The sequence below is a fragment of the Rathayibacter sp. SD072 genome (assembly GCF_017355185.1).
Lineage (GTDB): Bacteria > Actinomycetota > Actinomycetes > Actinomycetales > Microbacteriaceae > Rathayibacter.
Map to the genome: position 1 here is coordinate 35,422 of NZ_JADILJ010000029.1, position 11,421 is coordinate 46,842.

Consider the following 11,421-nt stretch of genomic DNA (forward strand, 5'->3'; position numbering starts at 1 on the left):
GCGGAGGACGGGCGTCCTGGGAGACTGGGCGGACGCGTCGACCGACGCGGGAACGGGGCCCGGATGACCACGCGCACGTCGGCGATCGCCGCGGTGGTGTTCGCCGCCGTCTGCTTCGGGACCACCGGCACCGCCCAGGCGCTCGGTGCCTCCGGCACGGATCCGCTGCTGCTGGGCGCCGCGCGCATCGTCCTCGGCGGTGCGCTGCTCGCCCTCCTCCTCGGAGTCGAGGCCCTGCGCTCGCGACGGCTCGCGCGGCCGACACGGGCGACGCTCCTGCTCGTGCTGCTCGGCGCCCTGGGCGTGGCGGCCTACCAGCCCGCCTTCTTCACGGGCACGTCCGAGAACGGAGTGGCCGTCGGCACCATCGTCGCGCTCGGCTCGGCCCCGGCCTTCACCGGGCTGCTCGAGTGGCTGGTCCTGCGCACCGTGCCCAGCGCCCGCTGGTTCGCCTCCACCGCCCTCGCGGCGGTCGGAGTGGTGCTGCTGGCCGGCCTCCTGACGCAGGGCGGCTCCGCGGGCGTCTCGGTGCCGGGGCTGCTCGGGTCGGCGGGGGCCGGCGCCTCCTACGCCCTGTACGCCGTCTGCGGCAAGCTCCTGCTCGAGCGCGGGTTCACTCCTGCCGCGGCGATGGGGGCCCAGTTCGGAGCAGCGGCGCTCCTGTCGCTGCCCGTGCTGCTCGCGGGCGATCCGTCCCGTCTCGCGCCGGCGCTCCCCGCCGTCCTCTGGCTCGGGGTCGTCACCGTCGCCCTCGCCTACACGTTCTTCGCGCGCGGCCTCCGCGTGCTGCCGGCCGCGACCGTCTCGACGCTGACGCTGGTCGAGCCGGCCACCGCGACCCTCCTGGGCGTGGCCCTGCTCAGCGAGCGGCTCACGGCCGACGCGGTGGTCGGCGTCGCCGTGCTGGTCGCCGCGGTGCTGCTGCTGGCGGTGCCCGCCCGCGACCGTAGCCGGAGCGCCGTTCCGCCCCGGTCGTCCTAGGGCATCGCGCCGGGCGGCGCCGGAGCCGTCCCCGTGCTCACCTGCACCTGCACCTGCGCTCCCTTGACGATCGACGAGCCGGCGGCGGGCACGGTGCCCGCCACGGTCCCCGCCGGCGCCGACGACTCGACCTGCACCGCTGATCCCGGAGTGAAGCCCGCGGCGTCCAGCGCGGCCGTGGCGCTCTCCGCGGTGCGGCCGACCAGGTCCGGGACCGTCAGGCGCGGTGCCTCGATCACCGACGGATCGGCAGGCGCGAAGTCGGAGCCGCCGTAGCGCGCGTCGATCCCGGTCATGAGCGGCTTCCAGATCCGGTGCCGCGCGCCCTCCGCACCCCCGCTCGGGAACGAGATGACGTCGAGGTTCATCCAGTCGCCCTCCGGGGACAGCGGCGAGATGCTCCCCACCCAGACGGCGAGCGAGGTGGTGCTCGAGGCGCCGACGGTCCACGTGCTCGCGGCCCCGTCCGTGGTGCCGGTCTTGGCGATGTGCGCGACGCCGTCGTCGGGATCGGATGCGATCGCCGTGCCGTCCGACACCACCTTCTGCAGCGCGTACTGCATGCCGTGCGCGACCTCGGTCGACACCGAGCGCGTGCAGACCGACTCCGGCGGGGCGATCGAGGACCCGTCGGGACCGACGATGGCGGTGATGGCGACCGGGGTGCAGGTGGTGCCGTCGTTGCCGATGCCCGCGAACGCGGTGGCCATCGACAGCGGCGAGACCTCGTTCGTGCCCAGCACCGCACCGGCGCTCTGGACCAGGGGGTCCCCGTCGGCGCGCTGCACGCCGAAGGCCTCCGCCGTCTTGCGGATCCCGCACAGGTCCAGGAGGTGCGACATCCCGGTGAACCCGGAGTTCAGCGAGTAGACGGTCGACTGCAGCGCCGTCTGGGTGTCGGTGTAGAAGCCGTCGCCGGCGTTCTTGGGGTTGTACGCCGGGTAGTTCTGCGTGCCGTTGCAGCTGTCGGTGAAGCCCGTCCAGTTCTTCCGCTTCGAGTCGAACTCCTCGGTCAGGGTGTGCCCGGTCCGCAGCCATTCGGCGAGCGTGAAGACCTTGTAGATCGATCCGGTCTGGAATCCGGACCCGCCGCCCTGGGCGGCGCCGACGTTGAGATTGAGCGCGGAGTACTCGGGGCTCGAGGCGATGACGTCGGGGTCCTGGCTGAAGCGCTTGTTCTGCGCCATCGACAGGATCGCGCCCGTGCCCGCCTGCACCGCGACCGCCGTCGCCCCGACGTCGAAGCGCGGGTCGGAGGAGGGCACCTGCGCGTCGATCGCGGCCTGCGCCTCCTTCTGCAGATCGAGGTCGATCGTGGTGTAGACCTTCAGGCCTCCCCGCTTGATCGCTGCGTAGCGCTCGTCATCGGTGTCGCCGAGGGCCGGGTCGTCGCGTAGGACGTGGGAGACGTAGTCGCAGAAGTAGGCGGCGTCGCCGGCCGTGCGGCACCCGGTCGAGGGCGGGGTGATCGAGGGCAGGATCGGCTCGGCTCGCGCCGCGTCGTGCTCCGACCGGTCGAGCGAGCCGGCCTCGAGCATCCGGTCCAGGATGTAGTCCCGGCGGGCGGTCGTGAGGGCGTAGCCGTTCGCCTCGCCGTTCTCGGCGTCGTCCGGCCGGTCGAAGCGGAACTTCTCGGGGTTGTTCACGATGGCGAGGAGTGCGGCGGCCTGGGCGGTCGAGAGCTCGCTCGCGGGGATGCCGTAGTAGTAGTTCGCGGCGGCCTCGATGCCGTAGACGGTGCCGCCGAAGAGGGCGATGTTGAGGTAACCGAGGAGGATGTCGTCCTTCGAGTACTCCTTCTCGAGTCCGATCGCCAGGCGCATCTCCTTCAGCTTGCGCTCGCCGGTCGTCGCCGTCGCCTCGGCGTACGCCGTCGCGCGCTCGTCCGGGTCGCTGATCGACTCCGCCTTCTGCACGAGCACGTTCTTGACGTACTGCTGCGTGATCGACGAGCCGCCCTGGGTGTCGCTGTTGAGGATGTAGGTGCTCGCTATCGCGCGCAGCGTGCCCTGCAGGTCGATGCCGCCGTGGTCGTAGAAGCGCGGATCCTCGCTGGCGACCAGCGCGTCCTTCACGGGAGCGGCGATCCGGTCGGCCGAGACCTCGATGCGGTTCTGGTCGTAGAAGGAGGCGAGGAGCGTCGGATCCTCCGGGTCGCCCGCGTAGACGTCCGTCTTCTGCATCAGCTCGCCGACCTCGAGGTAGCTCGGCAGCGACTGGAACGCCGAGATCGTGCCCGACGTCGCCGCACCCGTGAGGGCCACGGCGGGAGCGACCGCGATCGTCGCGAGGAGACCGGCGAGGACGCTGACGATCACGAATCCGATCAGCGCGCCGAGAGCTCCGTGGACGGTTCGACGGGGCTGGAAGACGGGGACGTTGGGTCGCTTCAGGATCGTTCCTCTCGCTGCTCCAGCACTGTAGGCGAGGTGCCGGAGCGGCTCGGGGAGGCGCGCTGCGCTCGACGGAGCGCGCCCGCCCGGATCAGTCGAAGACCAGGTCGCCGTCCACGTCGCCGACGTCGCTCGTGTTGGCGGGCTCCTCGCCCGAGCTGATCTGCAGGGGGATCACCGCGCCGTCGACCGCGTCCTGGCCGGCGCTCGGGGTCGTCCAGACGACCGATCCGGCCGGGACGGTCGTGGAGTCGACGATCTCCTGGTGGCCCGCGGTGAAGCCGGACGCCTGGAGGATCGCGGTCGCCTCCTCGACGGTGCGGCCCGAGACGTCGGGCACCTCGGTGACCGAGGCCGCCCGCGAGGAGGAGGCCAGCATCGATGAGGGCGGATCGATGAAGTCGTCGCCGCCGTACTTCGAGTCGAGCGCGGTCATGATCGGACGGAAGATCGCGTGACGCGCCTGAGCGGCCTGGATGCTGCCCTTCTCCCCGGTGATCCTGACCTGGCGCAGGTTGATCTTCTCGCCGTCCTCGAAGCCGTTGATGCTGCCGACCCAGACGGCGAGCGAGGCGGAGCGGCTGGCGCCCGCGGTCCAGACGTCGGCGGCGTCGTCGGTGGTGCCGGTCTTGCCGATGTGCTCGATCCCGTCGTCGGGATTCGAGGACACTCCCGTGCCGGACGTCATGACGCGCTGCATGGCGTACTGCATGCCGTGGGCGACCTCCGGCGAGACGGCGGGGGCGCAGTCCGCGGCGGGCACGGCCACCGGAGCGCCGTCGGCCCCCGTGATGCGGTCGATCACGATCGGGTCGCAGGCGACTCCGTCGTTCGCGATGCCCGCGTAGGCGCCGGCGACCGTGAGCGGGGCGATGGTGTTCGTCCCCAGCACGGTGGACGGGGTCGACCACAGCTCGGTGTTCGTCGCGGTGTGCATGCCGAACGCCTCGGCGGTCGTCCGGATGTCGCAGAGGTCGAGCTGGTGCGCCATGCCCATGAAGCCCGTGTTGATCGACCCCTGCGTCGCGGTGACGGCGCTCATCGACTCGCGGTTGTCGGAGGGGGCGTCGTTCTTCGGGCGGTAGAAGGGGACGGGGACCGTGACCCCGTCCTCGGCGATGTTGCACTTCTGCGGGTAGCTGCGGAAGCCGGAGGTCGGGGAGGGGAAGCTCTCGTTGAGGGTGTGGCCGGCGGTCAGCCAGTTGGCCAGGGTGAACACCTTGTAGGTGGAGCCCGTCTGGACACCGCGGTTGCCGCTCATCGCCTCGTCGACGTTGAGGTTCACGGCGCTCGTGCCGGGCGAGGCGGCCAGAACCTCGGGGTCCTGGCTGTAGACGGTGTTCTGGACCATCGAGAGCACGCGGCCGGTGCGGGCCTCGACGCTCGAGGCGGTCGCTCCCACCTCGAAGCGCGGGTCGGTCTGAGGCACGTAGGCGTTCAGAGCGGCCTGCGAGACCTGCTGGATGTCGAGGTCGAGCGTCGTGACGACGTCGTAGCCGCCGCGGCGGATCTTCGCGTAGCGCTCGTCGTCGGTCGCTCCGAAGACCTCGTCGTTGCGGAGCACGTTGAGCACGTAGTCGCAGAAGTACGCGGCGTTGCCGGCCGTCGTGCAGCCGGTGGAGGGCTGCGTGATGTTCGGCGTGATGGGCTCGGCGATCGCGGCGTCGTGGGTGGCCTGGTCGATCTTCCCGTACTTCAGCTCCTCGGTGAGGATGTAGTCGCGGCGCTCCTTGGTGGCGGCGTAGCCGTTGGCGGCGCCGTTCGCCTCGCTCGCCGGGTCGTCGAAGCGGAACTTCTCGGGGTTGTTCACGATGGCGAGGAGTGCGGCGGCCTGGGCGGTCGAGAGCTGGCTCGCGGGGATGCCGTAGTAGTAGTTCGCGGCGGCTTCGATGCCGTAGACGGTGCCGCCGAAGAGGGCGATGTTGAGGTAGCCGAGGAGGATGTCGTCCTTCGAGTACTCCTTCTCGAGTCCGATCGCCAGGCGCATCTCCTTGAGCTTGCGCTCGGGGGTGGGGGCCGTCGCGACCTTGTAGGCGGCGGCGCGCTCCGCCTCGTCGGCGATCGACTCCGCCTTCTGCACGAGGACGTTCTTGACGTACTGCTGCGTGATCGACGAGCCGCCCTGGAGGTCGTCGCCCGAGAGGGTGACCGCGAGCGCGCGCAGGGTGCCCTGGATGTCGATCCCGCCGTGCTCGTAGAAGCGCGGGTCCTCGCCGGCGACGGCGGCGTCCTTCGCGGTCTGCGCGACCTCGTCCCAGCCGACCTCGACCCGGTTCTGGTCGTAGACGGAGGCGAGCAGGGTGGTGCCGTCCCCCGCGAAGACGTTGGTCCGCTGCATGGTCTGGCCGACGTCGATGTAGCCCGGCAGGTTCTGGAACATGCCGATCGTGTTGGTCGTCGCGAGACCGGTGAGCGCGAGCGCCGGGGTCACCCCGACCGTGATCAGGACGCCGGCGACGACGCTCATGCCGATGAACCCCATGACCGCCCGCAGCGACATCCCCAGCGGCCTGTCGGAGCGGCGGGACGCGGTGGGGAGAGCCATGGAGCAGGGGTCCTTCCGACGCGGCGGGGCCGCGGGGTGTCGAGGGGGAGGGGCGGCCGGAGCCTCGCGCCGTCGCGCAGTGCCCCCGTGAGAATGGTACGTGAACGACCCCCGCCGAGGGCGTCCTCCGCCAGGACGAGATGCGGAGTGGCGGGGGATGTACAGCGGCCGTCCCCGCCTGGTAGCCGCGGCGCCGGACGGTGCCTCCGAGGGGTGCCTCCGAAGGGCGCCCCGGGGCTCCCTCGGAGCCGATGCATCCGTATCGTGGGGGGAGCGCGCCCCGCACGGGCCGCACCGCTCCAGCACCACTCGGCACCAGCGCCGGCCCCGGGCCCCCGGGGCGGTCCCCACTCCGGCAGGAAGCACACACCATGGCACGCATCCACGACGACGTGACGCAGCTCGTCGGCAACACCCCGCTCGTCCGCATCAACCGCCTCCCGGGCGCCGAGAGCGCGAGGGTGCTCGCCAAGCTCGAGTTCTACAACCCCGCGAACAGCGTGAAGGACCGCATCGGCGTGGCGATCGTCGACGCGGCGGAGGCCTCTGGCGAGCTGGCCCCCGGCGGCACCATCGTCGAGGGCACGAGCGGTAACACGGGCATCGCGCTGGCGCTCGTGGGAGCGGCGCGCGGCTACCGGGTCGTGCTGGCGATGCCCGAGACCATGTCGGTGGAGCGCCGGGTCCTGCTGCGCGCGTACGGGGCCGAGATCGTGCTCACCCCCGGCAGCGAGGGCATGCGCGGAGCGGTCGAGCGCGCTGAGGCCATCGTCGCCGAGACCCCGGGCGCGATCCTGGCCCGCCAGTTCGAGAACGCCGCCAATCCCGAGGTCCACCGCCGTACGACCGCCCAGGAGATCTGGGACGACACCGACGGCGAGGTCGACGTCTTCGTCGCCGGCATCGGCACGGGCGGCACCATCACCGGAGTCGGGCAGGTGCTCAAGGAGCGCAAGCCCGGCGTGCAGATCATCGGGGTCGAGCCGATCGACTCGCCGCTGCTCACGCAGGGCACCGCCGGACCGCACAAGATCCAGGGCATCGGCGCCAACTTCGTCCCCGCGAACCTCGACCGCGAGGTCTACGACGAGATCATCGACGTGACGCTGGACGACTCCATCCGGGTGGCCCGCGAGATGGCCGCTCGGGAGGGCGTCCTCGGCGGCATCTCGTCCGGCTCGATCATGTGGGCCGCTCTCGAGGTCGCGAAGCGGCCCGAGAACGCGGGGAAGACCATCGTCGCGATCGTCTGCGACTTCGGCGAGCGGTACATCTCGACCGTTCTGTACGAGGACCTCCGCAGCTGAGCCCCGCCGATCGCGGTCCCGGCGTCCTCGTGCGACTGCGCGAGGACGTCCGGACCGCACGCCGGCGCGACCCGGCCGCCAGGAGCGCGGCGGAGGTCGTCCTCTCGTACCCGGGGGTGCATGCCGTCTGGCTCCACCGGATCGCGCACCGCTGGTGGCGCAGCGGTCTGCGCCTCCCCGCGCGGCTGCTCTCGCAGGCGGCCCGGGCGGCCACGGGAGTCGAGATCCATCCCGCCGCGACCATCGGCCGACGCCTCTTCATCGACCACGGAATGGGGGTCGTGATCGGCGAGACGGCGCGCATCGGCGACGACTGCATGATCTACCACGGCGTCACCCTCGGCGGACGGTCGTCGACGCGCGAGCGCAGGCACCCTTCGATCGGCGATCGCGTCGTGATCGGCGCGGGAGCCGTGGTGCTGGGCCCGATCGCCCTCGGTTCCGACGTCAGCGTGGGGGCGAACGCGGTGGTCGTGAAGGACGCCCCGGACGGAGCCGTCCTCGTCGGCATCCCCGCGCGCGATCTGCGGGCCCCCGGCCGTGGCGGCGCCCCGCTCGCGGATCCCGCGCTCCTCCTGGATCCCGCGGGCGACGACTGAGGGTCGGAGACGCCTGAGGGCCGGGCCCGCCCCGCGGCCCGGACGGAGCCTCCTTCAGTCGGCGTCCACGTGCGCGATGCTGCGCGGCGAGCTCTTGATGCGCGCGAAGGCGTCGAGCGCGTGCACCCGGGTCTCCTTGAGGTCGAGGATCGGCGCGGGGTAGTCCTCGCCCTCCGTGGTCAGCGTGTCCAGGAGGGTCCAGGGCTCGTGGATCGCGGAGCCGGTCACCGCCGCGAGCTCCGGGATGTTCTTGCGCAGGTAGTCGCCGGCGGGGTCGAACTTGTGCGACTGGGTGACGGGGTTGAACACCCGGAAGAACGGCGAGGCGTCGGCTCCCGATCCGGCCACCCACTGCCAGTTCGCGGCATTGCTGGCGGGGTCGGCGTCGACGAGGGTGTCCCAGAACCAGTCCTCGCCCACGCGCCAGTCGACGAGCATGTTCTTGATCAGGAACGAGGCGGTGACCATCCGCACCCGGTTGTGCATGTACCCGGTGCGCCAGAGCTCCCGCATGCCGGCGTCGACGAGCGGGTAGCCGGTGCGGCCCTGGTGCCAGGCGTCGAGGTGCTCCTGACTCGCGTGGGCCCACGGGAAGCGGTCGAAGCGGGTGTCGAAGTTGGCGGTCGCGAGGTCGGGCCAGTGGAACAGCAGGTGGTAGCAGAACTCGCGCCAGAGCACCTCGGAGGCGAAGCGCTCGCGGCCCTGCTCGTGGTGCGCCCCCTCTCCCCGCGACTCGACGACGGCCTGCCAGACCTGGAACGGGCTGATCTCGCCCCAGCGCAGGTGCGCCGAGAGGTTCGACGTCGCGTCGTCGGCCGGGCGGTCGCGGCCGTCGGAGTAGTCGTCGAGCTGCTCGGCGATGAAGGCGCGCAGACGATCGGCCGCGGCCTTCTCTCCCGGCACCCAGCGCTCGCGCAGTCCCGCCGCCCAGTCGGGCCGGGTCGGCAGCAGCTCCCAGTCGTCCAGGTCGTCGGAGGCGACCGGGTCGACGACGCCGTCGATCGAGCGCGGACGGGGCAGCGGCGCTCGCGGCACGTCCTTCTTCCTGCAGGCGCGCGCGAAGGGCGTGTAGACGGAGTAGGGCGTCCCTCCGCCGGTCTGCACCGTCCACGGCTCGAACAGCAGCGAGCCCTGGTGGCTCTCGGCCTCGATGCCGCGCGAGCGCAGGCCCTCCTTCACCGCGGTGTCGACGGCGCGCTCGGCCCCTCCGTAGCGCCGGTTCCAGTGCACGGCACCCGCGCCGAGCTCGTCGGCCAGCTGCAGGATCACGGCCTCGGCGGGTCCGCGGCGCAGCAGGAGGGACCCGCCGTGCGCAGCGAGGTCGGCGCCCAGAGCGGTGAGACTGCCGTGCAGCCACCACCGCGCCGCGCCGCCCAGCGGCCGGATGCCGGGCGACTCGTCGTCGAGGACGTAGCAGACCGCCACCGGCCCGCCGCGATCGACCGCCGCTCGCAGCGCGGGGTTGTCAGCGAGGCGCAGATCGTCGCGGAGCCAGACGAGGGTGGGGGAGGAGGTGCTCATGGTGTCTCCATGATCCGCGAGAGCGGAACCGGGGCGAAGTGCTGGCCGCCGCGTTCGTGGAGTGCTAGCGGAGGAGCGCGCCTGGGGAGGAGACCCGTGGCAGCCCGCCGGTCAGGCGGAGGCGACGCGGTCGCGGAGCTTGTCGCAGAGGGCCGTGAGCTGGTCGAGCTCGTCGTCGTCGAGGGCGTCGCCGACGTGCTGCGAGATCGTCTCCATGTGGTGCAGCGCCACGCGGCGGAACATGTCGTAGCCGTCGTCCGTGATCGCGATGACCGTCCCGCGCGCATCGGTCGGATCCTCGCTCTTGACGACGAGTCCGCGGCTGACCAGCCGGTCGATCAGACGGCTCACGCTGGGCTGGGTGAGCAGCACGTGCTTGTTGAGGTCGCGGAGGCGTGCGCGCCGATCGGGCTGCCGAGTGAGGTTGAAGAGCACGTCGTACTCGTTCAGCGAGATCTCCTTGGAGGGGAACTCGGTGCTGAGCGCCCGCATCACGTGCACCTGCGCGCGGAAGAGCGACTCCCAGGCCGCAACCGCACGTCTCGAACTCACCCGACCTCCTCCGTCGTGCTCAGGATACGGTGTCCCCACCCTGCTCCGGGGCGCGAGTGCGGGTTCGGTCCCGCGGGCGGCGGAGCGCCGCGACCGCACGGGCCCGGGAACGACAGAAGGCCGGCCGCTGAGGCGAGCGGCCGGCCTTCATTCCCTTGCACCAAGAGTGTCCTGCAATCACTTCCACGCTTCGCCGCCACAGCAAACGACTAACGCTCTTGAACTATATAACGGATCGATAACGCCGCAAGAGGCCATTTCCTGAGATCTCCCTGAACGCCGCATCCGCTTCCGCCCCCACTCCGGAACGCGCGCCCGAGGTCCTCGATCCGAGCCGCCGACCGCCCGCACCCGCGTCGCTGTCGGCCCTCCTGCTCCCGTCACGATCGCGAGCGAGCGCCCGTCCACCGAACGCTTCTCCTCCCTCGGAGCAGGCTGCCCGAGGCGACTCTCCGAGGAACGCGCTGCTGCGCCCCGATCACCTGAACACGGCGTCGGTGCGACCGGACTGCCGGCGAACCGTGCTCTGCGAACCGTGCCGGCGAAGCCGCACCTCACAGGTACCGTGCCGGCGGAGCCGCACCTCAGGCTTCGCGCCTCGACCAGCCGCCCGTCTCGAAGGCGATGGGCGAGAAACGCGTGCGAGCGTTTCGAGCGAGCCGGTGGCACCTCGCTCTGCGGTACTCGACCCGTCGCGAAGCCGACCGCGGCGGGCGGAGCGCTTGTGATCCGCCCACGAGAAAGCACCGCACCGCGTGCCGGCGGAGCCGCACCTCAGGCTTCGCGCCTCGACCCGCCGCTCGTCTCGAAGGCGATGGGCGAGAAACGCGTGTCAGCGTTTCGAGCGAGCCGAAGGCACCTCGCTCTGCGGTACTCGACCCGTCGAGAAGCCGACCGCGGAGGGAGGAGCGCTCGCGCTCCGCCCTCAAAAAAGATCAGGACTCGGGGTGGACGCGTAGCGGATCGCGACGTCGGCGTGGCGGTCGAAGCGGTAGCCGACGCCGCGGACGGTGCGGACGATGTCCTCGTAGCGGCCGAGCTTGGCGCGCAGGCGGCGGACGTGCACGTCGATGGTGCGCTCGTTGGGGGCGTCGTCGTCGGCGGCTCCCCAGAGGGAGGCGATGAGCTCGGCGCGCTCGATGGTGCGGCCCTCGCGGAGGACGAGGTACTGCAGCAGCTCGAACTCCTTGTAGGTGAGGGCGGTGGTCTCGTCGTCGAGGATGACGCGCTTGCGGGAGATGTCGATGACGACTCCGCCGGGGGCGCGGTCGAGGTCGGGCTCGGCCTCGGCGCGGCGCTTGGCGACGGCGGCGGGGTCCTGGAGGGCGAGGCGGACGACGTCGACGTCGCGGCCGCCGGCTCCCTGGGGGGCGAGGGCGACGGACGCGTACGTCTCGGCGTCGGGGGCGATCAGGGCGGTGACGCGCTTGAGCTCCTCGACGAGGCGGCCGAGGTCGACTCCGGCGGCGCGCGCCTTGGCCTCGTCGATGCCGACGTAGAGCGCGAAGCCGCGGGCCTCGGTG

8 protein-coding genes are annotated in these 11,421 nt (G+C 71.7%); 3 read left to right on the top strand and 5 right to left on the bottom strand.

Annotated elements, in window-relative coordinates:
* Nucleotides 1-63: 63 nt before the first annotated feature.
* Nucleotides 64-981 (top strand): DMT family transporter, encoded by a 918-nt coding sequence (locus IOC53_RS12250; RefSeq protein ID WP_207406098.1) that lies wholly within the window; start codon nucleotides 64-66, stop codon nucleotides 979-981.
* On the opposite strand, the gene IOC53_RS12255 is transcribed toward IOC53_RS12250, so the two are convergent.
* A complete protein-coding gene (locus IOC53_RS12255; RefSeq protein ID WP_207406100.1) occupies nucleotides 978-3,299 on the bottom strand; it encodes a transglycosylase domain-containing protein in 2,322 nt (773 codons plus the stop codon). The genes IOC53_RS12250 and IOC53_RS12255 overlap by 4 nt on opposite strands.
* Before the next feature lie 166 nt (nucleotides 3,300-3,465).
* Nucleotides 3,466-5,919: a transglycosylase domain-containing protein gene (locus IOC53_RS12260; RefSeq protein ID WP_207406104.1), complete on the bottom strand. Its 2,454-nt coding sequence runs from the start codon at nucleotides 5,917-5,919 to the stop codon at nucleotides 3,466-3,468.
* A gap of 371 nt (nucleotides 5,920-6,290) precedes the next feature.
* On the opposite strand from IOC53_RS12260, the gene cysK reads away from it, so the two are divergent.
* Together cysK and epsC are read left to right on the top strand one after the other, a co-directional pair.
* Nucleotides 6,291-7,226, top strand: a complete 936-nt coding sequence (cysK, locus tag IOC53_RS12265) for a cysteine synthase A (protein WP_207406106.1) — start codon at nucleotides 6,291-6,293, stop codon at nucleotides 7,224-7,226.
* Nucleotides 7,223-7,825, top strand: coding sequence for a serine O-acetyltransferase EpsC (gene epsC / locus IOC53_RS12270; protein ID WP_207406120.1), 603 nt, complete (start codon nucleotides 7,223-7,225; stop codon nucleotides 7,823-7,825). The genes cysK and epsC overlap by 4 nt, the downstream gene beginning before the upstream one ends.
* Nucleotides 7,826-7,879: 54 nt before the next feature.
* Here epsC and IOC53_RS12275 read toward each other — a convergent pair whose 3' ends face one another.
* From IOC53_RS12275 to IOC53_RS12285, 3 genes are all read right to left on the bottom strand, one after another.
* Nucleotides 7,880-9,346 (bottom strand): deoxyribodipyrimidine photo-lyase, encoded by a 1,467-nt coding sequence (locus IOC53_RS12275; RefSeq protein WP_207406108.1) that lies wholly within the window; start codon nucleotides 9,344-9,346, stop codon nucleotides 7,880-7,882.
* Nucleotides 9,347-9,457: 111 nt separating this feature from the next.
* Complete coding sequence (locus IOC53_RS12280) at nucleotides 9,458-9,838, bottom strand: MarR family winged helix-turn-helix transcriptional regulator (RefSeq protein WP_207406123.1); 381 nt, start codon at nucleotides 9,836-9,838, stop codon at nucleotides 9,458-9,460.
* Nucleotides 9,839-10,823: 985 nt separating this feature from the next.
* A partial coding sequence (locus IOC53_RS12285) for a winged helix-turn-helix domain-containing protein (protein WP_207406110.1) occupies nucleotides 10,824-11,421 on the bottom strand: 598 nt, incomplete at its 5' end.

What these genes read in the sequence shown, in the direction of transcription:
- cysK (WP_207406106.1), top strand. Translation starts at nt 6,291, where the DNA reads ATGGCACGCATCCACGACGACGTGACGCAGCTCGTCGGCAACACCCCG.
- IOC53_RS12250 (WP_207406098.1), top strand. Translation starts at nt 64, where the DNA reads ATGACCACGCGCACGTCGGCGATCGCCGCGGTGGTGTTCGCCGCCGTC.
- IOC53_RS12260 (WP_207406104.1), bottom strand. Translation starts at nt 5,919, where the DNA reads ATGGCTCTCCCCACCGCGTCCCGCCGCTCCGACAGGCCGCTGGGGATG.
- IOC53_RS12280 (WP_207406123.1), bottom strand. Translation starts at nt 9,838, where the DNA reads ATGCGGGCGCTCAGCACCGAGTTCCCCTCCAAGGAGATCTCGCTGAAC.
- IOC53_RS12275 (WP_207406108.1), bottom strand. Translation starts at nt 9,346, where the DNA reads ATGAGCACCTCCTCCCCCACCCTCGTCTGGCTCCGCGACGATCTGCGC.